Genomic DNA, 25,841 nt, shown 5'->3' on the forward strand with positions numbered 1-25,841 from the left:
GTCATGCGCACGCTGGGCACCAATCCGCGCGCCATGTTCGACCACGTGGCCGACCGGGCCATAACGGCTGCCAAGGATCGCAACGACTTCAAGACGGTGGATCGCCTGCGGGCATTGAAGGATGGCGCGCTGGTCGATGTGGTGACGGGTCGGGCCGCCGCACCGCAGAACAAGACCATTGCCGCCATCGGGGCCTACCTGCGCTCCTATCAGGCCATCACCAAGCTGGGCGGCGTGGTGCTGTCCTCGCTGCCCGATATCGCGGTCACGGCCTCGGTTGCCCGGCACAACGGTATCCCGCTGCTGGAAAGCTACATGAACGCGCTGAAAAGCGTCGTGCCCGGTGCACTGAGCAAGGGCACGCGCAACCGGCGCCAGATCGCACACATGATGGGCGTGGGGATTGATGGCACGCTGGGCGCGATCATGACACGCTTCCATGGCGAGGACGGCCCGCTGGGCAAGATGGGCCGCACGGTCCAGTTCTTCCACCGGCTGAACGGCCTGCAATACTGGACCGACGCCATGAAGGAAGGGTTCGGCACCATGCTGACCCACAACCTTGGCCGGAACGCGGGCAAGGACTTCGACGCCCTGCACCCCAAGCTGCGGCAGTCCCTGACGCGCTACGGCATAGGCGAGGATGAATGGAATGCCCTGCGCGGCACAGCGAAGGAGGCGGCAGATGGCAACATGCACATCCTGCCGGCCGAACTGGAACATCTGACCGAAGACGACCTGAAACCGCTGTTGCGTGACAACATCACCCATGATGAAGCCCGCAACGAACTGCAATCCAAGCTGTCCTCCTACATCATCGACCAGGTGCGTGAGGGCATGACCGAAATCGATCCGCGCACGCAGGCCTTCATGCAGGGCAGTTACGCCGCCGCCGACCGCGTGAACCCGGTTCTGGGGCAAGCCATGCGCATGCTGATGCAGTTCAAGTCCTTCCCGCTTACGCACATCCGGCGCGTGTGGGGCAGGGAGGTTGCGCGCGACGGCGCGGACGTGGCGGGCATCGCGCACCTGATTGTGGCGACAACGGTGCTGGGCTACGTGGCCATGAGCCTGAAAGCGATGGCTGTGGGCAAGGAGCCGCGCAACCCGGCCGACTGGCGCACGGTTCTGGCCGCCATGCAGCAGGGCGGCGGGGCAGGGATCTACGGTGATTTCCTGTTCGGTGAACAGAGCCGCATGGGTAACTCCTTCCTCGAGACGCTGGCAGGTCCAACCTTCTCGGACGCCAGCAGCCTGTTCAAGATGTTCGCCAACAGCCGCGACATGGCGCTGGGGAGTGCCGATGCCCCCAAAGGCAAGACCTTCGAGATGAACCTGCTGCAGGAAGCCCGGCGGGAACTGCCCTTCGGCAACCTGTTCTATACCCGCGCCGCCCTCGATTACCTGGTGTTCTACCGCCTGCAGGAGATGATGAACCCCGGATACCTCAGACGCTACGAACTGGGCATCCAGCAGAACCAGGGCCAGAAGTTCTGGTTGTCGCCTACGTGGAATCCTTATCAGGCAATGGCAGGACGGTAAGCCCGTTGTACAGATACCCTACTGCGCGGTAGAGTCCTCATGTGGAGGGCATTATGGATAAACTGGTTGTCGAAATGGACCCCGATGTAAAAGCGGTCTGTGACTTCATGGGCAGCAATATCGACCCCGGAAAACTGGTTGTAGTGGCGCGCGCCGTTGCTGATCTCGCCCCGGTCATGTGGCAGCATTTCCCGAATGTCGGGTTTTATGATCCGCCCCTATCGGTCAGGCGGATCACTGATTATTCTATGGGGAACCCTTCTCAATCGCCGCTGCCACAAGCTGCCACCTGATGGGGCCATCCCGCAGTGCGTGCTGATGATGGTTCTGCGGTGGTAGGACGTGATCCTTTGCCAGACCAATTTCGTGTCCGCATCCTGTGCATCGGTAAATACCGGCATCAGGGGCTTTATGTCCGGGCGCGTGTGCGGTGGTGATATCAAAGTTCCGATGCATGCTTTGTGTAAAATGGTGCAGCGATTTATAAAATGGCATCTTGATCTCCAATAACGGAGAATAATCCTTCACAACCCGCAGGAGTCGGGTCAACGCACCTCACCGCTGGTCAAAAAGGGAAGCTGGCCCAACGGCCCGATGTGCATTGGTGATCGTGGGATAGCTGGTCACTGCGGCCGCCAGCATCGCCAGCGCCAGAAAGACGATTTTCTTGATCATGCCGACCTCCCTTCAGATGAGAGGGAGTCTTAACTGGCGCACGTATCCGATGCGTGTCTGGATAATCTCATTTTGTATCAGGGGAATAAGGAATTTTTTAAGGGGAGGGTGACGCACCGGCAGGGCCTCCCGGTAACCCTGCATGGCGATCCGGTCCGCAGACCGTCCTACGGCTGGGAGAATTACACCGTGTCACGGCGCGTCGTGGGAAGGATGGCATTATTGGCCGCGCAGGAGAAGGGGGAGTGGCTACTCCGCTGCTACATCCAGCCGCTACCGTGCCGCGCCGGTGGGCAGCCTGAATTACACCGGGTGCCAGCCTGATAATTGCTGACGTGCGATATCCTTGAATTTATCTTTTTCTTCTTGCGTGGGGCCTCCCGATATAGAATCGGGTCGGTCGTCCCACTTTCGAAAGGGATAGTGCTGAGAGAATAGTTGTTGGGCTAGGTATTCTATATCTCCTTCGCGGTAGAACAAAGTTCTGGTCCTCTTGTGTTTTATTTTTCTGTTTCCATATTGATGATTATTTCTGCGATGGAGAGCGAGTTCTCCGTTTGCAAAAGGCCGCATTTTCTTGCTTCTGACCGCAAGAACGATAATGCGCTTTTGATGTTTTCTGCTTTTTTTTCCATGTCTTCGTTCTGCTGCCTATGCTGCATGCTGCCGCTCAATGCTGTTGTTATCGAGAACGGCGTAATGGATATTCAGCTTGGCCCGGGCCTTATCCAGCACGGCCTGGGAAACCGGCACAACGGCAGAGGCGACATCATGGCCGGAAGGAAGTGTCTTCCTGCTATGGATCTGAGCATCCACCCCAGCGCCAGGTACAATCCGCTTGAGAACACCCCATGCTGTCAGGAACAGATAGGTGTGAATGTCATTCAGCACTGAAAATTCGATGCATGCCAGAATCAGTTCGGCTGATATCTGCTTGCGCAGGGAGAGGGACAGATTGCGCTCAACGCCAAACCGGGTGATTTCCCAGACCGTCGGACCAGGTAGAACAATCGGATCGGGCATCATATCGGGCCAGAGTGTTTCCAGCATGTAAGGCCGGTTTGTTGGCAGCAGACGGATCATGCCCCGCACAACACCTGCGACATCGCGCCATACAAGGTAGACAGCAGCAGGCGTATCGAACTGATCGTATTCCATACCCTTGTAGAAGGGGACTTCCCACTGCTCATTGGCCACAAAATGGCGGTAGCGAAACTTGAACTGCTCAGCGAGAGCAGTTCCGCACCAGTGGGCATTTTCAACGGTTACGACTTCGATCATGGATCCACTCTCTTCCTGTTGGATGAGAGGATCATTCACGAAAACTGACGGCCGGGTTACCTGTCAGACCTGACAGGTTTCACAGTTCAATCAGGCCGGCACAGATAGCCCGCACCACACCCATGATGCGATTCGTACATTTCAGCTTTAGCAAGGCATTGTTGATGTGAAAGTTAACGGTTCGCTCACTGACACCAACAATCATCCCGGTTTCCCATGAGCTTTTGCCCTTGGCTGTCCATCTCAGACATTCCTTTTCGCGGGGGGTAAGAATGGGGGGCGACATATCCGTCGGTTCATCCAATTTTTTATAACCGGCAATGAAGAAATTGGATAAGGCGCGCAAATAAAGCTCAATTTCCTGATCTACGTTTTTATCTGTAAATGCAAAACAAATGGCGTAAATTAATCTGTCGTGCGTATGGACCGGTATTGTCAGTCCCTTTTTTATGCCAAATTCAGATACGTCCCTTATTATCTTTTTTTCGGATTTGTTAATGTTCCTGATTTCGTGCCAGAAATAGGGGTGGCTCATGAATCTGGATTTTTTTATTATCGGGTCAGAGACGATGTAATTGTTCTCAATATAGAAATTGACCCATTCCGTTGGATATCCAACGTGTATAAAATTTTCTTTAGGGTCTTCAATCCTGTTCAATTCCACAATGGTTACGTGGACATTCCCGACTGACAGGACGGCATCAAGATAGATGGATAGTAGATCGTGTTTAGTGGCTGCGTTCTCAAGGTCATGTAGTTTCGCCAGGAGGTCAATCGTCCAGCCCACCATCTATGCCGCGCCTGCCTCCAGTGCCATCCAATAGTAAGCCTAAATTATATGATATATTTATTCTATAGATTTATGGTGGCGATCGCCGTCTGAAGCCAAGTTGTCTCCCCGGCGGCTTTTTGCTGCCAGCCCTTGTCCAACTTCAGCTCTTCCCGAAGCATCACCACTCGGACATCCTGCTCTTGGTGTTCATGAGAACCCGACGCTAGCCGACTAAGCCCTATTCAAAAAGTACATAACTCGAGAACGGAAGTCGGCTGGAACGTCGAGGAGTATGGGATAGTTTGTGTTGGACGCGAAAATGCCAGTACGTCATAATTTGGCATGGATAAAAAAAACTACATTCGGATGATTCGTGAGTTAAGAGGGCTTTCTCAAGCTGCCCTTGCTGAGAAAATGGGTATCTCTCAATCTCAGGTGGATCGGATAGAGAAGGGGCAGAGAAAGTTAACCGTCGACTGGGTCCTTAAATTTAGCGAAGCGTTAGATACAACATTTGGTTCTATATTAGAGGGGCCTGGCCCCGTTCCTTCCAAGGAAATCTCGTCGGAGACTCCAGAAGGAATTGATGTGCACGCAACTGTCCCTTCCATGTCTAGCATAAATTTTTTCATGTTAGAGAGTAGTAAATACAAAGTGCCCGTCCCTAGGGGAATTCAATTATTAGAAAAGAAATGTAAAATAAAGTCTTTTGAAATGTGTAACGGATCTCTTAATGAAAGATATATGAAGGGAGATTTTATATTTTATTCAATAGAAAAAAACTATATCAATTATAATTTTGATCTTTTGTTAAAAGATTACTATCGTTGTCCTTTCCTTGTTTTTGTTTCCAATAATGAATGCTTTGCAGCAAGATTCGTCGGCTTTGGAAAAAATAAGCTGAATTTTTCTGCTGAAATGCCAAGTGGGGAAAGGAATTGCATTCATATCGATCCATCTAAGATCTTATCCATGCACAGAATTTTCGAATGGGAAGAGGTCATATATGGAGTTAGGCGCGTCACTACGTACCAAAAATTTGACGATGTTATCAGAGATTTTAATGCCAAATAGGCATTGACGCAATAACCCCAAAATGGCATTAGTCAAAAACGAGAACGGTCTCGTAGAATGACTAAGGATGGGAAAGTGTCTTCGTTTCGTACGGAAGAAAGAAAGCCTCTTCAGGTAAGGCTTGATCCGCCGTCTCATGAGTGGATTAGGACGCAAGCTTTCAAAAGTCGGCGCAGTATGAATGCAGAAATAAATTTTCTTATTAGACTGCTAATGGAAGCAGATAAAGCATCGGGGCACGTCGCCAAACAATCCCCCGATGCTTCTCACGTTGAATAAGGAACCCAACGAATGATGGCTTCTAACACATCGTCCGCAACAGTTTCCACTGGAAACGTAATCACCATGTCGAGCCGCGAGATTGCGGACTTGACTGGCAAACGTCATGATCATGTGATCCGGGACATTGAGAAGATGTTGGCCGATGTCAAAATTGACGCCCCCAAGTTTGGGGCGGTCTATTCAGACGCCAAAGGGGAGCAGCGCAAATGCTATAAGCTTCCCCGCGACCTGACCTACAATCTCATCCTTGGCTATCGCGCTGACCTTCGCTTGAAGGTAGTCCGTCGCTGGATGGAACTGGAAGCTCAGCAAGCACCGACCATCAAAGCCCCGGCCAACATGGTCGAAGCCTTGACGCTGGCCCTTGAGCAGCAGAAGGCGCTTGAGGCCAAGGATCAGGAGATTGCGGAACTGGCTCCGCAGGCTGGGGCATTGCAGAAACTGGCATCCCTCGAAGGCGTCCATAACCTGCGTTCCGCAGCCCAGCAGTGCGGGTGGCCGGAGCGGAAGTTCATCAATCGGCTGATCGAACTCGGCTGGCTCTATACCCACAGCGTCACAGGCCGCAAGTGTGCCTATGCCGACAAGATCAAGGCCGGTCTGATGGAGTCCAAGAACGTCGAGGTCAAGCGGAGCGGCTATGTCGAAGGCGTGGGCCAGCCAATGATTACGCAGAAGGGGCTGGCGAAGATCCGGACGATCATCGGTGACGTGCCAAGCGATGATGCCACGTTGCCTGCTGAACTGGTCCGGAAGGCCACCCTGCGCCCTTTCGCGCATCGCTCGGGAGCAGCGCCGACATGAAGCAGGATATTGCGCAGGCTGCCGATTTCCAGCCGCAAAAGCCCGACTTCTTTGAAGATGCGCAGCCCCTGACTTCTACCGAGGTCGCGGGTGAACTGGGCAAGGCGCTGGCCGTCTGCACCCGCATCTACCACCACCCGGACAAAGCCAATACCGACAACTGCGAGCGTAGCCTGCGGGCCGCGGCGCACGGCATCATGCAGATGTGGAATGACGTGCAGCGGATCAAGGCCGATCGCACCCGGCAGTTAGGCCGGTAGGCGCCACGTTCCCTCCCTGCCTGTGCGGGGAGGGGACGCAACCGGACTGTTATGCTGCGACGAGGGGCCGTACATGCAGGTCGGCCTCATGCGTGCGGGCCTGCGCCATGTCCCACGCTACCTGCATACGCATCAGGGTATCGGCCTTCACGCCGAATGCCTTTTCAAACCGGATCGCCATATCGGCGGACAGGTGGGCGCGACCGTTCAGCAGGGCGCTCAGCGCCTGCCGCGAGACTCCGAAATGTTCGGCCAGGTCCTTGATCTTCAGGCCGTGGGGCTCAACCAGTTCCGTCCTGATCCAGTCGCCTACGTTTACGGCGAGGGACGGGTGCATCTTAAGTGCCATGATAGTCCTCCATATCCATATCTTCCAGCGCGCCCTGGTCATTGACCCGGAAGGTCAGGCGCCAGTTACGCGTTATGGTCATGGACCATGTGCCGGCCCGATCACCCGACAGGGCATGCAGGCCGTAATTGGGTGGAACCGAAAGTTCATCCAGTGATGCCGCGGCGTCGATAAAGGCCAGCATTTTGCGCAGGCGGCCAGTATCTCCCACGATTCCCTTGGGGTTACCTGTCTCGAAAAACCGGCGCAGCCCTTTGTGTCTGATGCTTTCGATTTCCATCGAGAGTAAAGTATGGCTTTACGCAGAGGGTGTCAAGTTATGCTTTACACTGGCGCTGTTGGATTGCGGCATGTGGGGCATAAATACACCTGTCATCCCACACCGTACTAACAAACCACCCATACCCCGAAATCCTGACCATTCAGTTTCGGGGACGGCATGCGCTTCTCTCACCTTCTGGCAGCGGCCAGCCTTCTTGTCACGGTGCAGGCGCATGCCGCACCCACGTCCCCCATGGACCACGGCCTGTTTGACTTCGGTGCGCAGACGCCGGGGTCTCAGGGGATAGGCGTTCCGCTTTCCACTACATACGCCACGCTGCCCGCATCGGGGCAGATTGGCGTCCCTTCCTTCTGTTCTGACTGCAGGATCGGCACTGGAAGCGTTGGCGTACTGGTGCTGTGGAATGGCAGCGCGTGGACGGGTGTGTCCGGTGAGGCGGTATCCCACTGATGACCGAACCCCGCTATGCAACGGCCGAGGAAGTGGCCGTGGTGCGTGAACGCGTGGCCAAGGTCGAGGGCGGCCACGATAACCTGCGCGATGGCCTGGCCACGCTTTCCCAGCAGTTCTCCGACCTGCGGCGCGACCTGACCCGGTCGGTAAGTGATAACGCCGCCCAGACCCGGCGCGAAGTCATGGCCCGTGTGGATGCCATGTCCGACACGGCGGCCGAGCGCGATACCGAAATATCCGGCCGTCTGTCCAGCATCGAGGGCGGCCTGAAACTGACGTCGTGGGTCACCATGACCTTCATAGTTCTGGCCACCGGCCTACTGGGGTGGGGGCAGATTGGCGATGCGGCATGGTCATTCTGCAGGCGCGCGTTCGGATATGGGCCATGAGCACATACGTTCCCCGCGGCATCCGCAACAACAATCCCGGCAACCTCGATTACGTGGGGCAGGCAGGGTCGCATCTGGAAACCGGCGTGCCTGACCCGCGCTTTGCCGTCTTCCCCACCATGGCGGACGGCATCCGCGCGCTGCGTGACCAGCTGCTGCGCTACGCTGCGCACGGGATGGACACGATCGCCGCGATCATCGACGTCTATGCCCCGCCCATCGAGAACGCGACCAATGCCTATATTGCCGTCCTGTGCAGCCGGATGGGCGTGCAGCCCGCGACTGTGCTGGACCTGAACAATCAGGCAACCATGCGGCAGATGATCTACGGCATCACGCTGATGGAGAACGGGCCGGGCCATATCAGCCTGAACCAGATCGACCAGGCTCTTGCCGGAGAAATCACATGAACACCACCGCGAAGTTCGGCGGACTTGGTGCAGTCATCGCACTGCTGCTGACCGAAGTGCCCACGCAGTATGACCTGTATGTGGCGCTGTTCATCATCGCCTGCGGGGCCGCCGCGGCAATGATCCCGCCGCCGCACGCAGGTAGCCGCTGGGCCGTGGCGTATCAGATCATGACTACCATCGGCCTGAACGTCGGCTGGGCTGAAAACCACTTCAAGCCCGGGCAGTCGGGCGTGCGTGTGCCTCTGGTGGACAAGCCCGCAGCTAAGCAGGCCGTGGCCTCGGCCGGCATCCCGGTCCTGAACAAAAAAGGCAAGCCGGAGCAGTCTGCCAATGGGAACGCCTAACCCCATCCGGCGGCCAGGCCGGTTTGACGCGGGGAAATACTGGACCCAGCGCGAAACTGCCGTGGCCATTTCTCAGGCTACAGATCCTCTCACATCGCTGCTGGATGATCTGGAAGGCACTGTGTCGGGGCATACCAGCAGTCTGGATGCTCTGAATAACAAGACTGCCGACCTGTCTGCGGATGGAAGCACATATTCCGGGAAAGTGACCGGAGGCGTAACCGGCATGTTCGAGGGAAGCGTCCAGATCGGGACACCACCAGCTTCGGCAACAGCGACCGGAACACAGGGGCAGATCATCTTCGCAGCGTCCGGAATCTACCTCTGCACCGCCACGAATACCTGGGTGTGCTTCACGCCCGGTGCGTGGCCGACCTCGTAAGGAAACCGACATGACCAAACGATCCCGCCTGGCGGCCTGCGCTGCCATCCTCTCGCTGGCCAGCCTTGGAGCCTGTGCATCCGACAAGCAGGTGAACCTGCAGAAGGCAGCATACGATACCATGAGCGCCTACCATGTAGCCGCCACCGGTGCCGAAGCCTATCTGGCCAGCGGCAATGTGAATTCCACCGTCAAGGCCGAGATCAAGGCGGCCGCTGCGGCCGCCCTGACCCCGCTTACCACGCTGGATAACGCGATCACCGCAGGTGACAGCCTGACCACCACGACTGTTTCTACCGCCGAAAGCGCACTGGCCGGACTGCAGTCCGCGCTGGCTGATGCGCAGGCGACCACGACCACGGGGAACAACTGATATGGATGCAGCAGAACTGAGCGCTATCGTAAGCGGCGCCACCACCGTCATCGGCCTGATCGAGAAATATGGGCCCGAAGCATGGACCACCATCGTGCAGGCGGTCGAGCAGACCAAAAGCGGGACAGGCCCGACCGCAGCTGACATCGAGGCGATCTACGCCAAGTGCAAGGCCGACAACGCGGCCATTCAGGCGTCGTGAACTTCTATTCCGGATTGGCCCTCGGCTTCGTGCTGGGGGCAGCCTGCGCGGTGGGCTATCTGCTCATCGCGTTCGCGCGCGACTGCTGGCGGCGAGGGAGGATGGAATGATCTGGGCAGTCCTCGGCATCATCGGGGCGCAGTCGGCGTTGGCGTGGGTGATCTACTTCGTGGAGCGGCGGGACCACCAGCGTTACGTGCGTGATAGCCTTGGTCAGCCAGCGCCGTGATCTGGCGCAGGTGTCGCATCTATTCTGTTTGTAGGGGCGATTCCCTTTTCCTCGCACATTTCCAGAAATATGCGGAGCGAGGTCTCGCCTTCCTTGCTCAGGCCATTTAAGCACCAACTGTCACTAGTCACCTGAATCTGAAGTTCGGTTCATTGTCTTGTTACAAAAGCGTTTCACCGAGGCAAGTATCTGGTCGGCTGATTTGACCCACCGATACGGCTTTGGATTTTTGTTATGTGCGTCGATAAAGGTTGTGATGTCGGCTTCGAGTTCGGCTGTTGACCGATGCACGCCGCGTTGGAGTTGCTTGCGCGTCAGTTCGGCGAACCAGCGCTCTACCTGATTGATCCAGGAAGCCGACGTGGGTGTGAAGTGAACATGCCAATGCGCGCGGCGCGCGAGCCATGTCTTGATCGTGGGCGTTTTATGTGTGGCGTAGTTGTCCATCACGAGATGAACATCCAGGTCATCAGGGATCTCAGCGTCGATACGCTTCAGGAAATCCAGAAATTCTGTGGCACGGTGACGTTTGTAGCATTTGCCGATCACCGCACCCGTCGCGATGTCGAGGGCTGCAAACAGCGACGTCGTGCCGTTCCGGAGATAGGTATGGGTGCGTCGTTCCGGCACGCCCGGTGCCATGGGCAGGACTGGCTGTTCGCGGTCCAGCGCCTGGATCTGGGATTTTTCGTCGACGCACAGCACGATCGCGCGGTTCGGCGGCGACATGTAAAGACCGACAATATCCCGAACCTTGTCGACAAATAGCGGGTCCGTCGACAATTTGAAGATTTCGGCCCGATGCGGCTGCAGACCGAAGGCGCTCCAGATCCGGCGGATGGTCGTATGCGACAGGCCGATCTCGCCAGCCATGGAGCGGATCGACCAGTGGGTCGCGTCTTTGGGCGTTGTGTTCAGCGTGCGCTCAATGACCTGCGCGACTTGCGCATCCGACACCGTGCGGGGCCGGCCGGCACGATATTCGTCGGTCAGGCCTTCGATGCCATCTTCGACAAACCGCCGCCGCCATTTGCCGACGGTGTGCTCATGCACCCCCAGGCGTGCAGCAACTTCCTTGCTCTGCAAGCCTTCGGCACAGAGCAGAACCATCCGGCAGCGATCGGACAACGACCGCGGCGCCTTGTGACGCCGGACCTGCCCTTCAAGAAATGTCCGCGCCTGCGGACTCAGCACCACCTGACCAGCCTGTCGTCCCGCCATCGTTCTGCTCCCGTCAGTGCAACAGGAACATCATATAATGATGCTTATTTCAGTTCCAGGTGACTAGAGCAGGACCGGATTTTCCTGAACCACATCATTCCGAATATGGCAGGTGATCAGCGTCGATTGCTGTGCCGCTTTTTGTGCCGACCTGCTGTGCGGAAAGGCAGGAACAGGGCGTTACATGCGGAATATAGACGCGTAGTATTGTCTTGATAATAAACGATTTATGGATTTTATCGGAGGGTGGCGGAGATTTTCAAGACCGCTGCCTTCAACCGCTCGGCCACCTCTCCATATCGTCTGTTTAGCTAGGTATTCCGCCGCCGTCTAGATGTTACCGCGCACAAAAACCGCTGCATTTTGCCTGACTACGGTATCGTCTTTTTACTGGCAGCAACGTCTGGTCCGGTTCTTGTGTCATTGAATCTGGTTGTGGTGCAATGTCGGTTCATTTCCTGCATTGCGCCCGGTTTGGGCGTTCTGGTCAATTCCCGGATGAGGCAGGTCAGGGCAGATGGGATCGTGCTATGTGATCGGACAGGTCTGGCCAGTCGTAAAGACCGATGTGACGCGCACCTCGTGGTAATTGGTCCGTTGCGTCACTGATTTATGTCCGGTTCAGATTGTCTGTCGGTAATCCGGGCGAGGAAAGGTCATGTACGCATGAATACCAGTCAGGGCCAAATAGTCGCATGTATGATTCGTGTGATTGTAGCAGCCAGATGGATGGCTGTGCCGGATCGGTTGTCATGCATCCCGGTGCTGACAATATCCGCGTTACAGGTCTGCTGTTATGCCCCACGCCGGAATATGCATGAGGGACGACAGACGATCTCACATGACACTGGATATAAGCTGGCTCCGCATCATGGTGCTGGTTGCTGCGCCTGAGTGTTTCATGCAGGAAAGCATAAGGCCATCTTAGAGACTGTTTGAAAACAACCAATTGATAAAAAAATAAAAGTTTTTGGGTGCTGCCTTTTTTCAAAAAGGCGGCGTTCTTCGAAGCTTTTTGAAACAAGCTTCACCAAAAACTTCTTTATGATTGCCGGGTATTTCCGGTCCGAATTTTCAAACAGCCCCTTAGAACTTGAGATCGAACTTTCCGCGAATACCACTATCGGTGGAACGTTCACCATACTGACCGATATAGGACACGCCAATATTGACCCTGTTGGTCATTCTTGCCTTCAGGCCAGCGTCCAGCACGGCGGCATTTTCCGACAGGGGAACGCCAGCAACATCAAATGCCGGGCCATTGCCGCGTGCGAAATATTCCTGTGTCGTTGGTGTCAGGTGACCGAAGGTGTGGCGGTAGGCCAGACTGGCATTCGGTATCAGAACCAGGGAACCCATGCGTATATTGGACGACATACGCAAACCAAAGGTCGAATAGGTCGTGCCCGTATCCGTCGCGCGACCGGCCAGTGCGGCTTTACCGCCATGTTCATTGAAGCCGTTCGTATGCAGGTTGACATAGGCAACATTGCCAAACGGTTCCAATGCCACAGGCCCGACATTGAAGCGGTATCCAAGATCACCGAAACCCTGGGCAGTGCCCCCCAGATAGCTGCTGTTTTCACGCCCGGAATAACCCGCGAACATGACCTGACGGTTGATGCCCAGCATATTCCATGAATATGTTGCACCCAGTCGCAGGGCCAGATGCCCCCAATGCGTCCCGGCATAGCCGCCAACCGACACATTGTTGCTGTGGCCGGAAGATGAGCGGCTGCCTACATCAAAGCCGGAGTGGCCATAACTGACCAGCCCACCAATGCGCCATGTGTTGAATGCGGTTGTATCCGCCCCCAGCACGAAACCGCCGACACTGTGGTGCATGGAACCGGCATTGCCATCGCCCGAATTGTGGCCCCAGCCACCATAGGCTTCGCCCCACAGGGCCGCGCCTTCGGACTGACAGGTACCATCGGTGCGGCGGCCCTGCATGGTTGCGGTGGACTGGGTGCCGGCACCCGGATCGCACGCAGCCCCACGCAGGCGGTCAATCGCGGCATTGCGCACATAAAAACTGTCCTGGATCAGTTCCGTGCGGGCGGATGCATGGATTTCACCAGATGTCGCATTGAATGCCTGCCTTGCCTGTGCGTTATTGCCGACAAGACCGACATCATCCTTCATTGCGCCTGCCGTCATGGTGTCCAGGGCATGCGCCACGGCACTTTCGTTACGGGTATGGGCAACATCGGCAAAGGAACGGACCTGATCCAGATGCAGGTAGACGTCGTTGGCGTCCGCACCTTCCGTGACAACATCGAAGGCGGATATCTGCGTATCACCAACCAGCGTGGTGTAATTCCCGTTCAGTCCCTGTGACGCGGTCAGGACCCGGTATGTCCCGGCTTCATCTGATTTGCGGAACCCGTTGGCTATGCCCGCAGTGGATGCCATGACCAACTGCGTGTTCGATCCGATCTGCGCCTGTCCAGCTACGGCTACATGCCCGCCATTCACGATATAGGACGACCCGGCCTGCTGCTGCAGGTTGCCCTGTACCTTGAGGGTGCCTGCCTTGTCGGCGGTGCCTGCCATCAGGGTGGCATTGTCCTCAATAATTGTGCTTCCGACCGTGCCGCTACCATTCAGCATTGTGTTCGACCGGGCAGTTATCGCGGATGAGGCGATGGAGCCATCAACCGTCAGGGTGCCTGCCAGAATATCAGTAGCGCCGGTAAGGGAACTGCCACTATTGCCTGTCAGGATCAGATCGCCGTCACCTGATTTGGTAATGTTGCCACTACCTTTCAGGTTGTTATCTATTGTATAGGTTGAATCAACATTGAAATCCAGGCTGCCGTAATTTTCCATGTTGCCCTTTATGGTGGACCCGGCTGCCATGTAAATGGAAGTATTGTACCCTGTATTATTAAAGATGGCATCGTTTGCGCTGGATATGGTTCCATAATTGTATACTGAAATGTTTGACGTCGTCACTGGCCAGCTTGCAATGGCAGCAACGCCACCCGTTATGGTGCCATAATTGTATACGGAAACCAGGCTGCCGACCGCGAGTCCAGCGTTATCTCCGTGGACCGTGCCATAATTTTGGAAAGTAAATGCATTGCTGGAGCAGCATATGGTCGCGCCGTTCTGGACAGACGTTATCAATGCCCCCTGTTCATTAATGACCGTTCCGCCGCCGGTAAGGGCCAGGCCCTCGGATACGTTGGTCTCCCCGTTTTTATCCACACCGGCCGCGCCCTCCGCGCGGATGGTGCCCCAGTTATCGACATAGGCGGCGCCATCAATATCGACACCATCGCCATCCCCCGTGCCGGAACCATTATAGCCGCCTATGATCGTACCATGATTGACGACCTTGCCGGTGCCATCCGATCCGACACCCGACCCGTTTCGCCCGATGATCGTGGCACCCGCGGCATTATAGACATCGACATAGCCGTCTGTCGTGATGCCGTGGCGTTCGCCTGAAATCAGGCCGCCGCTCTGGTTGATGACCGTGCCGGTGGGGGCTTCCTGAAAATCAATCCCGTCATGCTTGTCCCCGACGGCCCCATCGGAATAGATGGTCCCGGAATTGACAACCGTGGCGTTCGTGCCGGGGCGGATGCCATCATCGTTATCCGCTTTTATGACGCCGGTTGCGGTATTTATGATGGTTGTCTGATTGGCTGTACCCGTAATGTCGTTCAGGTCAATGGCCTGTCCGTCCGTGGTGCTTTCAATGGAACCGCTATTGGTAATGGATACGGTTCCGGTGGTGGCATTTCCAGCATGGATTGCGTCATCGGAAGATGTGATGCTCGCACCCTGATCGATGGTGACTGACAGATTATCTGGGTTTTTAAGGGAAATTCCCTTGTCGTCAGTCGCGACCACACTTTCCCCGGATGGTAAGGTAAAACTGTCATTTCCTGAAATTGTTGTCGCCATTGCCGTGGCGGGCATGCAGACAGGCGCAACCAATATGAAAAACGCATTCAATGAGGTATTCAGGAATTTATTCTTGTTTTCCACAATGGGTTTGCCTAAAGAATTTATGTAAAATGCAGTTTCAGATTATGAAATTTTCATGACAAATGTAAAGACGATGATAAAACGAAAAATATTTCAAAATATGTATGACCAGACATCCAGGCATCACCTGCGATCGCTTGTCACCGTTTTTATCGATTACCTGTCGGGAAGGTCATTTTCCAGACAATCATGACAGGTTACCAGACCGGTTGCAGGTTTTTCCGGGCAGGGATGTCAGAACATGAAAATCGTCTGACCTGACCAACATGATGTGTCCGTTTCCTGACGTCAGGCCATGATGCCGACGGCAGGGCGGCAGGTGGCACATCATGGCAGCCCATATCAGGTATGGTGGCAACATATCCGTGACATGCCGCTTTCACGGGAGCGGTCACTGATGGTGAACCGGATATAAGGCGTGCCCGGTCTAACGGATCAGGTCGGACAGCGCATCCATCTTGTCGGCTACCATGGCGATGGTGGCGCGTATGTCATCCGTCACCGCCTGTGCGGTATCCACTGTTTCGGACAGACGTTCGAGGTCGGCGCGGATCTCGTTCACCAAAACTTTCCGTTCGGTGATGATGCCGTCTTCGTCTTGCATATCCCGTCTCCCGTGTTGCCATGGACCTGTGACAAGGATGCAGGTCTTTTTCCGGTTTTACAAATACAATACATCTTCTTGTGTCAGAATTCCGTTAATACGGCGTGCATGGCGTGGCCTGTTACGGCTTTGCCCACGGTAAAACTTGCGATACATCCCGCCATCTGGTGCATAAACGGGGAGAACACGGATTGAAGCAGCAGGTTGAACAGTGGATGTGGCGGATTGCAACCGGTCTTGTCATCCCCATGCCGGTGCTGCTGCTGTATGCGCTGGCGCCTGCTGAAATCGTCATGTCGGTAGTGGCGGTGCTGTTCGTGGGCCACGGTGTCCTGACCCGGCACTGGGCCTGGTTGCGGCAGCCCTGGATATGCGTGGCGGGGCTGCTGTGGGGGCAGATCATCCTGTCCTCCATGGTGATGGGGAACGGTCATGCGATCGTGCAGGCCGCATCTTTCGGTCGGTATTTCCTGTTCATCGCGGCCCTGCAGGCATGGGTCCTGCCCGGTGCGCGCGTGCGTGCCGTGCTGGCACGGGTTTATGGGGGTGTTGCGATCTGGCTGGTGGCGGGATGCTGGCAGCAATACATATGCGGTCGCAACATATGGGGTTATGGCCGGTGGGCGGATGGCGCGCTGCTGGGGCCGCTATGGGCGCCGCGCGTGGGGTCGGGACTGTTCATGACGGCGCTGCCGGGGCTGTTTCCCGCTGCCATACGTCTGTCACGGCGTGATGGCGCGCGGGGGCGGATCATGGCGACCGCGATGCTGCTGGGACTGGTGCTGACCATGGTGCTGGTGGCGCAGCGCATGCCGCTGTTCCTCATGCTGGGGGGGATGGGGATCGTGGGCGTGCTGGTGCCGCGCCTGCGGGGTGGGCTGTTGGCCGTAGGGCTGCTGGGCGCGGGCGGCGTGGCGCTGTCGCCGGTGCTGGCGCCACAGGCGTATCACAAGCTGGTCGTGAATTTCATCACGCATATGCATGCCTTTGCCGACAGCCCCTATGGCATGCTGTTCATCCGCGCGGGTGTGATGATCGGGCAGCACCCGTGGTTTGGGCTGGGGTTTGACGGGTTTCGCCATGCCTGTCCCGATCCGGCCTATTTCCATGGCCTGCCGTGGCTGGACGTGGCCGAGGGGCCGCATGGCGGCGCAACCGGGTGCAACCTGCATCCGCACAACTATTACCTGCTGATGGGGACCATGGGGGGCATGCCCGCCATGGGACTGTTCATGGCCCTGGTCGCCTGCCTGCTGGTGCCCGTATGGAAGGATGTCGCCCCCACGCGCGACCCGCAGCGGCTGATGCTGGCGGTTGTTGTGACGCTGGTTTTCTGGCCCGTGGCGTCCACCAGTTCATTGCTGACGCAGCCCACGGCGGGGTGGCTGTCCATGATTGTGGGATGGGCGCTGGCGGCATCCCCCGTTGCATCCCGGTTGCAATACGTGCATGGCGGGGACTAGCCCCGGCAGGCATGGCGCACTACAGTGCCCGCCGTTGAACACACGGATGAACGGCAGCGGGGGGCAACCTGCCGGTTTCCTGCCACGTCCGTTATTCAGTTTAGGGGAGCCTGCGCTATCGTTTTCGTCTGTTGTTCCGAGGGCACGTGTCCGGGGTCAGCCCGTGCGCGGGTTTTTGTACGTGTGATCACCCATGTCCACTTCTGAACGGGACGCACTCAAGCGCATTTTCGGCAATACCGGTTTCCTGATTGCCGGGCGGGCGACAAATGCGATCTGCAGTTTTGTCTATATCGCGTGGGCGGTGCGGGCGCTGGGACTGTCGCAGTTTGGCGTGCTGATGCTGGTCACGACGTTCGGCGCCGCCGTATCGCAGGCCACGCACCTGCTGTCATGGCAACCGCTACTGCATTACGGTACGGACCCGTTCACCAATGGCCGCCAGGCGCAGTTTTCCCGTGTGCTGGCGTTCTGTATCCGTGCCGATTACATAAGCGGCGGTGTCGGGTGGCTGGTGGGCACGCTGGGGGTTGCGCTGTTTGGTGCCTACATGGGGTGGCCGGCGGCGGATCAGGGGGCGGCCTTTGCTTACATGCTGACCATCGCGTTCATGAACACCAGCTGGTCGGCCGGGGTGTTCCGGCTGTGCAATTCCTTCTGGCTGACCATGCTGACGGACCTGTCCGGCGCGCTGGTGCGTACCGTGGGGTCGGGCATCGGGTTCATGTATCACATGGGGCTGGATTACTACCTGCTGGTATGGAGCATGACGCAGCTGGTCATGTTCATAAGCAGTACCGCGCTGGGCTGGCTGCAGCTGCGCCATGCGGGTGCCACGCAGCGTTTCAGCCTGTTCGCCACGCTGAAGTCGGGCGATGCGCCGGGCATATGGCGCTTTACCCTGTCCACCAGCTGCAACCACCTGCTGGGGTCGGTTTTCAACCAGTTCGGCACATTGCTGGTGGGTGGCATCCTTGGTCCGGCCGATGCGGCGGTCTATCGCGTTTCCCGGCAGATAGGCGAGGGGATCGCCAAGCCCGCGCAGCTCATGATGCCCGCGCTGTACCCCGAATTCATCCGCCTGCGTGAAGAGCAGGACTGGTATGGCATGAAGCGCGTGACCATCAAGCTGTTCCTGATGATCGGCGGGTTTTCCATCCTGCTGATGGGGGTGGCGATGGCGGTGGGCAATATCCTGCTGACATGGATGCTGCATGTCCACTGGCATGGCGGGCGTTCGCTTATCATGCTCATGCTGGGCAGTGCGATACTGGGGCTTGGGGTCGTGCCGCTGGAACCGCTGCTGACCGTGATCGGGCAGGTGTCGCAGGTGCTGAAGGGGCGGATCATCGTCACCCTGACCTACCTGCCGCTGGTGTATGGCATGACCATGGCGTGGCATCTGGAAGGGGCTGCGGCGGCAGCTGTCGTGGCGGGGCTGATCATGCTGGGTGTCTGCCTGCGGCCGGTCGTGATGTGGTTCCGGCGTATGGCGCCGGGACGCAGGCCGGTGAACGCGAACGCATCGCCTTCCACCGTGCCGCCCGTACCCGAAAAGGGAACATAGCCCCTGTAAATTTAAAGAAGTTTCTGGTGAAGCTTTTTTCAAAAAGCTTCAGGGAACACCGCCGTTTTTAACAAAAGGCGGCACCCGGAAATTTTGTAAATTTTTATCAGCGGACCGTTTTGAAAACGATCTTTGGGCAGGTGGTCAGAAGTTGGCGGTCAGGCTGACATTGAATGACCGCCCCATGCCCGGCAGCGCGCGCAGCATGCCGGTAGCCGCGTTATCGGCCAGCGACCATCCACCCAGCGGCAGCTCGTATTTCTGGTTCAGCACGTTGTCGATGCTGGCATCCAGCGTCACGTAACGCCAGTGATACTGCCCCCCCAGCCCCAGCAGGGCATAGCCGGGGGTGCGGGGTTCATTGCGGACCCAGTCCACGGTGTCCTTGGCCTTCACGAAGGTCATTTCCACCCGGCCGCTCCAGTTCTTCCACCGTTCATTCAGCGATACGCTGCCGTTGGTCGGCATCTGGTGGTACAGCCCCGCGCCATTGGTCAGGTCCTGCCCGCGCACCCAGTTGATGTTGGCCACGATCTCCCCCCGGCCAAAACGGGCGTTCTGCCACAGGCGGTAATTGCCCGAACCGTTGATGCCATAGCTCTGGGCATTGTGGTTGACGAATCCCAGCGTGTAGAACTGGCCGGCCGGTGCGATGCGCTGCGCGTTCACATAATCGTGGGTGTAGGTGTAGTACGGCTGGATCTTCAGGTCCCACCTGTCGCCATCGGGGTCATGCCAGTCGGCGGTGATGGAGGCGGTATTGGCTACCTCGGGCTTCAGGTCGGGATTGCCGACATAGCCGTTGCCGTCGCCAAACCAGTTGATCATGCTGGTGACCATGGCTGACCGCCCCCAGGCATAGCGTTCATACAGGTTGGGGGAGCGTGTCTTGCGCGCATAGCCCCCTTCGATCGTAAGGTCGCGCCGGGGCTTCCAGCGCACCATGGCCGTGACATCGAAATTCACGTCCGTCCGGCCCCGGTCGGTGGCGTTGAACGCGTTGGCCGCGTTGATGTTGGCCATGTTCATCATGTTCATGGTCGATGAGTAGCCGGATACCGGTCCCGTATTCATCATGACCAGGTCATTGCGAAAGCCCAGCAGCGTGGTCACGTGCGGGGTCCATGCCGCTTCCCATTCCACGAAATGGCCCAGCCGGTCGCGGTGGCCGTCATTGATGCTGTGATAGGTGCCCGGTCCCATCATCATGCTGTCCGCGACGGGCGGCCACCAGTCATTCAGCCCGGAATGGTCGAACGAACTGCCCAGCCGCAGGGTCTGTCCCTCCGCCAGCGGTATCGTGGCCTTGATGCTGTAGCCCGCCATGCGGGCGTTGGTGTTCATGGGCATGTGGGTGGTCTTGTCACGGTCGGGCAGGAAGTCCATGGCGTGGTCCTCGCGCTGCCAGTAGCCGCGGGCCTCCAGTTCACCCCAGTCAAAGGTGCCAAGATACTTGCCGTTGACGAAGGTGGAACGGTTGTTGGTCATGTCCATGTACTGGTTGGCGAACCCTTCATGCGGCGTGTCCTGCTGCCCGAATGTCAGGGTGAACAGGTGGTTGTCCTTATGCAGGCCAAAGGTCACGGCATGGTTGTAGGTCAGGTAGCTGGTGGAGCGCACGATACCCGCATCCCCGCCGCCACTGTAATCGCCCGCCTGGCTGTAGGATGCGTTGTAACGCAGGCTGAACGTGTCATTGGCCACCGTCAGGCTGCCCGATGCGCCATACCCGCCGCCATTGCTGCGATAGGTGCCGGTGACATGCCCGGTGACGAGTATCTTGCCATGGCGGGCGAACTGCGGGTCCTTGCGTTCCACGTCGATCGTGCCGCCGGTGCTGTCGCCGCCCATGCTGACGGGGGTGATCCCGGCAATGGCGGTGGCGGTGTCCACGCTGTCGGGGTCAATGAAGGACAGGGCGGGGTTCATGTGGTTGGGGCAGCCCGAGGCAATGCGCACGCCATCGACCACGGTCGCCACGCGGTCATCCGCCATGCCGTTGATGACCGGCAGCGACGCAAGGCCACCGGCGGAATAGGTGCTGACACCCATCTGGTTGCGAAACAGGTTGGCCGTGTCGGGGCTGCTCAGGCTGGATGCCGTGCGCGATGCCTGTGATGGGGAACTGGCCGATAGCAGGCGGTCGCCCATGGGGGTGTCCTCGGCCGTGTCCTCGATCGACAGGCCGGGCAGGGTCACGGTGGTTTCGGCCTGCGCCATGACGGGGTACAGGCTGGCGGCCAGCATGTAGCCGCCAGCAGCCGCGGCAATGGGCGCGGCCGTTCTTTTTATGGAAGTCACTTTTCATGTCCTGAACAGGAAACGGGAATGCGCACACCCGGGCGGGCATGCGACAGCGCATGGGTTCAGGAAACGGAAGGTGGCCCGCGTGACGGCGGCAGGCCGAGTGGAGCGGAAGGGGGCGCACGGGGCTGTCGCGGTTCATGCCGGGCCTGTCGCCATGCCATGGATGGCAGCGGCAGGAATGGCAGGAGCGTCAGCGCAAGGGCGGGCAGGTGCAGGAGCGGGCATAGCGGGCAGCCTTCGCCATGGTCATGGCCCGGATGGGCCGCCATGTCGTGCGGGGCCGCGTGCATGTTACCCATCATGGCATGATGATGGGTGGTGCCACGGACCGTGGTGGCCGCATGTCCCGGCGGGGCGATATCGATCCCCGTCAGCCGCATGATGGTGGCCCGGGGCAGTTCCCCCGGCATGCTGCGGCTTTCAATCAGCAACTGCCCCCACAGCCCCAGGCACGCGCACAGCACCATGACCCAGCGGATCACAGGCATGTCATGCATGAAGGGGTGACGGGCGTGGCCCATGATTGAACAGGCTCTTTGTGGTTGTAAGATAAGACGGTAACAGATTTATGTTCTCGTGGGTGCATTCCTTTTTGTCAAATGGATGCACGCCGCCGTACCGGCTACAATGGGTGGAACCGTGCCGCAACAGCAAGACAGAACAGCAGCCAGGCTGCTTGTCCCCGACGGCGTGCGGGCACGTGGGCGCTGGGCGCGCATGGCGGCCGGGTGGGCGGTGCTGCTGGCGGTGCTGGGGCATGGCGTGATTGGCGCATGGCTGCTGCCGGGCGGCACGAAGGTGCCGGCAGCCCCCAGCGAAAAAAATGCCATTCAGGTCTTTTTTGACCGGCCGGAGGTTGCAACGCCCCCCAGACCGGCTACGCCACAGCCACAGCCACAGCCACAGCCACAGCCACAGCCACAGCCACAGCCACAGCCACAGCCACAGCCACAGCCACAGCCACAGCCACAGCCACAGCCACAGCCACAGCCACAGCCACAGCCACAGCCGCAGGCCCCGGCCATACCCCATGTGCAGGATGGGCAGGAAACGCAGGTCGTGCGCCATCCCCCCGCCAGCACACCCGTTTCACCGGCCCGGGCACCCACCCATGCAACGGCCCCGCATGCTGTGGCTGCCCCTCCTGCTGCGTCGCCTGCGGGGCGGCAAGCAGATGCCGCCAGTATCCCGGCGGCGTCCGCACATACGCAACAGGCCGCAATGCCCGCGCGGCCTGCATCCGCGGTGCATTGCACACCACCAGCATGGCGCTATCCCCCCATGGCCCGGCACATGCATGAAGAAGGCGGTGCGATGGTGGATCTGGTCCTTGGCGGCCAAGGGCAGGTGGTGCAGGCGACCCTGCGCAGCAGTAGCGGTTATGATGATCTGGACCGCACCGCCATTGCCGCCGCGCGAAACGTACGCTGCACGGCGGACGGGGGCGCGCTGGACGGCACGCATCTCACGCTGCCGGTCATCTTTCACCTGAAGGGGTAAAGGACAGGTGAACCCCGGATTACCGGATGGGGGTAGGGTGGCTGGCACTGGCCCGCATGCTACCGACCCGTGCGGCAACCAGTTGTTCCGCCCGCCCCAGGACCACATCGGCCTGCGCCGTAATGGCATTCAGGTCATAGGCCGATAAAACCTGCTGTCGCGCCGCCGCCCCCATCCGGGTGCAAAGCGTGGGGTTGTCGTACAACCGCAGCAGCAGGCTGGCGAGGCGTTCGGGGGTTGGGGGGGACAGGAATAGGCCGGTTTCGCCATCCCTTACGACATCAGCCATGGCGCCCACGGGCGTTACGATGGATGGCACGCCCGCCTGCATTGCTTCATGCAGGGCGATGCACAGCCCTTCGAACAGCGATGGCTGCACATAGCCATGCAATCCGGCGCAATATGTAAACGGGTCGGCCTGAAAACCTGACAGTGTTACATTGTCCAGCCCAAGCGCCGTGATCTGCGCCTGTAACTGCGGGGCAAGTGAGCCTTCGCCACCGATATCCAAGTGGATGCGGGATCGCGGCGCATGATCGCGCAGATAGGCCATGGTCTGGATCAGCAGCCCGTAATTTTTCTGGGCTTCCAGCCGGCCCAACGTGCCCAGGCGGAATACGGCATCATTCCCCGGTCCGGCCCATGGCACGGCCTGGGGCATGTGGGCCTGCGCGGTGAACAGGGGCCATGTAATGACATCGCGTTCCGGCACATTCAGCTGCCGCGCCGTGCATTTTGCGACAAAGCGGGAATCTGCCACCCACAGATCCGTCAGCCGGTGCGTGGCGTGCAGGATCCGGCGGTTCCATGGACGCAGATAGGCATTGTGCTGCCAGCTGATCACGGGCCTGCGCAGTATGATGCCTGCCGTCTGCCCATACAGGGTTGCGCGTGTCAGCGATGTCCAGATCAGGTCGGGTGCATGCCGCCGCACGGCGGCAAGCGTCGTGCGGAAAGATGCGAATTTGTCAGGATGGGGGGAGAGGACGTCATGGACAATCCCTGCGTCTTTCAGCCATGCAACCGCATTGCCCGCCTTGCGTGCCAGGGCGAGGACATGGACATCATGCCCGCGTCTGCGCATTTGCGCCACGATATCGGGCAGGGGACGCTCGGCACCGCCGCCATTCAGGCTGTTGATGATGTAGACAATACGCATGCAAATGATTTTGACACGCAAAAATAAAAAAATAACACAGTTTATAATCGATGACACAATTTATGGCTGAATTGAAACAGAAAATCTAATTCCGTTACAAACGGATACTATGTGGTCTATAATATATATTATGGCTTTTTAATGACGGATATGTGTAATCCGGTTGTTTCATAACTTTTCTGTGCAGGTCACATGTTCCAGCATTCGTAATGCCGGACCGGGGGTGTGTGATACCGGGTAAGCCATGTGTCATCATGACGCCAGATGGGCGGGATACATATAAAAAACGCCCCCCATCATGCGACGGGGGGCGTGATCCGTGTGGCTGGATCAGGGGGTATGGACCAGTTTGCGGTTCAGGAATTCCTCGATGCCGAATTCCGAAAGCTCGCGGCCATAACCGGAGTTCTTGATCCCGCCAAAGGGCAGGTCGGGCGCCGTGCCGGTAATGTTGTTGATGAACACCATGCCCGTGTCGATCCGGGCTGCAACGCGGCGGCCGCGTTCCACGTCACTGGTCTGGATCGACCCACCCAGGCCGTATGGCGAATCATTGGCCATGGCGATGGCTTCATCATCGCTCCCGACAGAATAGATGATGGCGACGGGGCCGAAGATTTCCTCATAGAAAATGGGGTTGTCCTTGGTAATGCTGGTCAGGATCGCGGCCTTCATGAAAAAGCCTTCGCGGTCGATCTTCTTGCCACCCGTAACCAGTTCCGCCCCATGGGACACGGCCTTTTCCACCTGGGACACGGCGCGTTCCATGGCGGCCTGGCTGCTCATCGGGCCGTGGGTGACGCCCTGTTCCAGCGGGTCGCCGTACTGGAATTCGTTTACCGCCACCTTCAGGCGCGCCGTGAAGTCCTCAACCAGTGACTTGTGCACGATCATCCGCTTGGCCGCGGTGCAGACCTGACCGTTATTGGACATGCGCCCACGGATCGCCATGGGCACGGCCTTGTCCAGATCGGCATCATCCAGCACGATGAAGGCATCGGACCCGCCCAGTTCCATCGTGCTCTTCTTCAGCGCGCGCCCGGCCTGCGACGCCACGGCGCTGCCGGCGCGTTCGCTGCCGGTCAGGGCGACACCGCGCACTTCGGGGCGTTCGATCAGCTTTTCCGACTGGTCATTGGTAATGAACAGGTTGGTATAGGCCCCTTCAGGCGCGCCCGCTTCGCGGAACAGTTCCTCGAACGCGACGGCGCATTGCGGCACGCTTGGCGCGTGCTTGACCATCACGACATTGCCCGCCATCAGGTTGGGGGCCGCGACGCGGGCCAGCTGGTAGTAAGGGAAGTTCCACGGTTCCACGCAATAGATGATGCCCAGCGGTTCGCTGGTGACGGTTGCATGGCCCTGCGACACCGGCAGTTCACGCGGTGCCAGGAAGGTTTCCGCCTTTTGCGCGTAATAGGCCAGGATATCGGCCGAAAGCGCGATTTCCCCAATGGCTTCGGGCAGGATCTTGCCCATTTCAATGGAAATCAGGCGGGCATGCTTTTCCTTGTCCCGGCGCAGGATTTCCGCGGCCTTGAGCATGACGGCCTTGCGCTGTGCGATGGAACGGTGCCGCCAGTCGCTTTCCCAGAACGTGTGGGCGGTGGACAGCTTCGCCAGCATTGTCTTGTCATCATGCAGGTCAAAGACCTTTTCCGTCTTGCCGGTGGCCGGATTGATGGTGCGATACGGACTGGTCATGTCGTCAGTGTCCTTATGTGGCTGCCTTGCGGGTCATGTTTTCATAACCGACAAAGGTTTGCGTTGTCTGAACGCATAAACGGGTTGGCAGGCTATGGGATGATCCCGGCTGGCGCGACCCGCTGCGGGAACGCTCTCCCTATCGTGACTATATCCTTACGTATATTGTCAATGCATGCCGGGGACAGGCCAGGGACCCGCGCAGGG

General features: G+C 58.2%; 26 protein-coding genes. 15 read left to right on the top strand and 11 right to left on the bottom strand.

Translation table 11 applies throughout. From position 1 onward, the window contains the following. Together AC1RQ9_RS03830 and AC1RQ9_RS03835 are read left to right on the top strand one after the other, a co-directional pair. Nucleotides 1-1,542: hypothetical protein (locus tag AC1RQ9_RS03830; protein ID WP_485985620.1), on the top strand; the 1,542-nt coding region annotated here is incomplete at its 5' end. Between the two features lie 53 nt (nt 1,543-1,595). Continuing rightward, on the top strand, nt 1,596-1,835 hold the full coding sequence (locus AC1RQ9_RS03835) for a hypothetical protein (protein ID WP_019087025.1): 240 nt from the start codon (nt 1,596-1,598) through the stop codon (nt 1,833-1,835). A 1,033-nt stretch (nt 1,836-2,868) separates the two neighbouring features. Here AC1RQ9_RS03835 and AC1RQ9_RS03840 read toward each other — a convergent pair. Continuing rightward, on the bottom strand, nt 2,869-3,498 hold the full coding sequence (locus AC1RQ9_RS03840; RefSeq protein WP_019087028.1) for an acyl-homoserine-lactone synthase: 630 nt from the start codon (nt 3,496-3,498) through the stop codon (nt 2,869-2,871). 79 nt (nt 3,499-3,577) lie between these two features. Then, nucleotides 3,578-4,288, bottom strand: a complete 711-nt coding sequence (locus AC1RQ9_RS03845) for an autoinducer binding domain-containing protein (protein WP_019087029.1) — start codon at nt 4,286-4,288, stop codon at nt 3,578-3,580. 324 nt (nt 4,289-4,612) lie between these two features. On the opposite strand from AC1RQ9_RS03845, the gene AC1RQ9_RS03850 reads away from it, so the two are divergent. The 3 genes from AC1RQ9_RS03850 to AC1RQ9_RS03860 all read left to right on the top strand — a co-directional run bounded on the left by AC1RQ9_RS03850 (nt 4,613) and on the right by AC1RQ9_RS03860 (nt 6,690). After that, complete coding sequence (locus AC1RQ9_RS03850) at nt 4,613-5,344, top strand: helix-turn-helix domain-containing protein (RefSeq protein WP_019087031.1); 732 nt, start codon at nt 4,613-4,615, stop codon at nt 5,342-5,344. A 345-nt stretch (nt 5,345-5,689) separates the two neighbouring features. Further along, nucleotides 5,690-6,430, top strand: coding sequence for a phage regulatory protein/antirepressor Ant (locus AC1RQ9_RS03855; protein ID WP_082266989.1), 741 nt, complete (start codon nt 5,690-5,692; stop codon nt 6,428-6,430). Continuing rightward, nucleotides 6,427-6,690 (top strand): hypothetical protein, encoded by a 264-nt coding sequence (locus AC1RQ9_RS03860; protein WP_019091991.1) that lies wholly within the window; start codon nt 6,427-6,429, stop codon nt 6,688-6,690. Before AC1RQ9_RS03855 ends, AC1RQ9_RS03860 begins: the two co-directional genes overlap by 4 nt. Before the next feature lie 49 nt (nt 6,691-6,739). On the opposite strand, the gene AC1RQ9_RS03865 is transcribed toward AC1RQ9_RS03860, so the two are convergent. Beyond that, nucleotides 6,740-7,039: a HigA family addiction module antitoxin gene (locus AC1RQ9_RS03865; RefSeq protein WP_026018825.1), complete on the bottom strand. Its 300-nt coding sequence runs from the start codon at nt 7,037-7,039 to the stop codon at nt 6,740-6,742. After that, nucleotides 7,029-7,319: a type II toxin-antitoxin system RelE/ParE family toxin gene (locus AC1RQ9_RS03870; protein ID WP_019087035.1), complete on the bottom strand. Its 291-nt coding sequence runs from the start codon at nt 7,317-7,319 to the stop codon at nt 7,029-7,031. Before AC1RQ9_RS03870 ends, AC1RQ9_RS03865 begins: the two co-directional genes overlap by 11 nt. Nucleotides 7,320-7,478: 159 nt before the next feature. On the opposite strand from AC1RQ9_RS03870, the gene AC1RQ9_RS03875 reads away from it, so the two are divergent. From AC1RQ9_RS03875 to AC1RQ9_RS03905, 7 genes are read left to right on the top strand one after another with little or no spacing between them, the layout of a single operon-like run. Further along, entirely contained in the window at nt 7,479-7,772 is a 294-nt protein-coding gene (locus AC1RQ9_RS03875) for a hypothetical protein (protein ID WP_019091992.1), read from the top strand. Then, nucleotides 7,772-8,164: a hypothetical protein gene (locus AC1RQ9_RS03880; protein ID WP_019087037.1), complete on the top strand. Its 393-nt coding sequence runs from the start codon at nt 7,772-7,774 to the stop codon at nt 8,162-8,164. The genes AC1RQ9_RS03875 and AC1RQ9_RS03880 overlap by 1 nt, the downstream gene beginning before the upstream one ends. Beyond that, nucleotides 8,161-8,574 carry a structural protein gene (locus AC1RQ9_RS03885; RefSeq protein WP_485985622.1) on the top strand — a complete coding sequence of 138 codons (414 nt, stop codon included), beginning with the start codon at nt 8,161-8,163 and terminating at the stop codon, nt 8,572-8,574. The genes AC1RQ9_RS03880 and AC1RQ9_RS03885 overlap by 4 nt, the downstream gene beginning before the upstream one ends. Next, complete coding sequence (locus tag AC1RQ9_RS03890; protein ID WP_485985623.1) at nt 8,571-8,921, top strand: hypothetical protein; 351 nt, start codon at nt 8,571-8,573, stop codon at nt 8,919-8,921. The genes AC1RQ9_RS03885 and AC1RQ9_RS03890 overlap by 4 nt, the downstream gene beginning before the upstream one ends. Beyond that, a complete protein-coding gene (locus AC1RQ9_RS03895; protein WP_019091993.1) occupies nt 8,908-9,303 on the top strand; it encodes a hypothetical protein in 396 nt (131 codons plus the stop codon). The genes AC1RQ9_RS03890 and AC1RQ9_RS03895 overlap by 14 nt, the downstream gene beginning before the upstream one ends. Before the next feature lie 10 nt (nt 9,304-9,313). Next, a complete protein-coding gene (locus AC1RQ9_RS03900; RefSeq protein ID WP_485985624.1) occupies nt 9,314-9,676 on the top strand; it encodes a hypothetical protein in 363 nt (120 codons plus the stop codon). 1 nt (nt 9,677) lies between these two features. Beyond that, on the top strand, nt 9,678-9,878 hold the full coding sequence (locus AC1RQ9_RS03905; RefSeq protein ID WP_019087042.1) for a hypothetical protein: 201 nt from the start codon (nt 9,678-9,680) through the stop codon (nt 9,876-9,878). Between the two features lie 352 nt (nt 9,879-10,230). Here AC1RQ9_RS03905 and AC1RQ9_RS03910 read toward each other — a convergent pair whose 3' ends face one another. From AC1RQ9_RS03910 to AC1RQ9_RS03920, 3 genes are all read right to left on the bottom strand, one after another. Beyond that, on the bottom strand, nt 10,231-11,328 hold the full coding sequence (locus tag AC1RQ9_RS03910; RefSeq protein WP_485985626.1) for an IS630 family transposase: 1,098 nt from the start codon (nt 11,326-11,328) through the stop codon (nt 10,231-10,233). Between the two features lie 1,086 nt (nt 11,329-12,414). Then, complete coding sequence (locus tag AC1RQ9_RS03915) at nt 12,415-15,192, bottom strand: autotransporter outer membrane beta-barrel domain-containing protein (protein ID WP_485985628.1); 2,778 nt, start codon at nt 15,190-15,192, stop codon at nt 12,415-12,417. 565 nt (nt 15,193-15,757) lie between these two features. Continuing rightward, complete coding sequence (locus AC1RQ9_RS03920; protein ID WP_485985630.1) at nt 15,758-15,934, bottom strand: hypothetical protein; 177 nt, start codon at nt 15,932-15,934, stop codon at nt 15,758-15,760. Nucleotides 15,935-16,125: 191 nt separating this feature from the next. Here AC1RQ9_RS03920 and AC1RQ9_RS03925 point away from each other — a divergent pair, with 191 nt between their 5' ends. Both AC1RQ9_RS03925 and AC1RQ9_RS03930 read left to right on the top strand, forming a co-directional pair. Further along, nucleotides 16,126-17,397 (top strand): O-antigen ligase family protein, encoded by a 1,272-nt coding sequence (locus AC1RQ9_RS03925; protein WP_485985631.1) that lies wholly within the window; start codon nt 16,126-16,128, stop codon nt 17,395-17,397. A gap of 193 nt (nt 17,398-17,590) precedes the next feature. Beyond that, nucleotides 17,591-18,964: a lipopolysaccharide biosynthesis protein gene (locus AC1RQ9_RS03930; protein WP_485985632.1), complete on the top strand. Its 1,374-nt coding sequence runs from the start codon at nt 17,591-17,593 to the stop codon at nt 18,962-18,964. Nucleotides 18,965-19,108: 144 nt separating this feature from the next. Here the strand turns inward: AC1RQ9_RS03930 and AC1RQ9_RS03935 are convergent, their stop codons facing one another. Together AC1RQ9_RS03935 and AC1RQ9_RS03940 are read right to left on the bottom strand one after the other, a co-directional pair. Beyond that, the gene (locus AC1RQ9_RS03935; protein ID WP_485985633.1) at nt 19,109-21,265 is read right to left on the bottom strand and encodes a TonB-dependent receptor; all 2,157 of its coding nucleotides are present in this window, start codon (nt 21,263-21,265) and stop codon (nt 19,109-19,111) included. A 65-nt stretch (nt 21,266-21,330) separates the two neighbouring features. Then, the gene (locus tag AC1RQ9_RS03940) at nt 21,331-21,792 is read right to left on the bottom strand and encodes a DUF2946 domain-containing protein (RefSeq protein WP_485985635.1); all 462 of its coding nucleotides are present in this window, start codon (nt 21,790-21,792) and stop codon (nt 21,331-21,333) included. A 106-nt stretch (nt 21,793-21,898) separates the two neighbouring features. Here AC1RQ9_RS03940 and AC1RQ9_RS03945 point away from each other — a divergent pair, with 106 nt between their 5' ends. After that, complete coding sequence (locus AC1RQ9_RS03945) at nt 21,899-22,771, top strand: energy transducer TonB (protein WP_485985857.1); 873 nt, start codon at nt 21,899-21,901, stop codon at nt 22,769-22,771. 19 nt (nt 22,772-22,790) lie between these two features. On the opposite strand, the gene AC1RQ9_RS03950 is transcribed toward AC1RQ9_RS03945, so the two are convergent. After that, nucleotides 22,791-23,930, bottom strand: a complete 1,140-nt coding sequence (locus tag AC1RQ9_RS03950) for a glycosyltransferase family 4 protein (RefSeq protein ID WP_485985637.1) — start codon at nt 23,928-23,930, stop codon at nt 22,791-22,793. A 330-nt stretch (nt 23,931-24,260) separates the two neighbouring features. Beyond that, nucleotides 24,261-25,634, bottom strand: a complete 1,374-nt coding sequence (locus tag AC1RQ9_RS03955; protein WP_485985639.1) for an NAD-dependent succinate-semialdehyde dehydrogenase — start codon at nt 25,632-25,634, stop codon at nt 24,261-24,263. Between the last annotated feature and the right edge of the window lie 207 nt (nt 25,635-25,841).

The organism is Komagataeibacter ossonobensis (assembly GCF_057359305.1).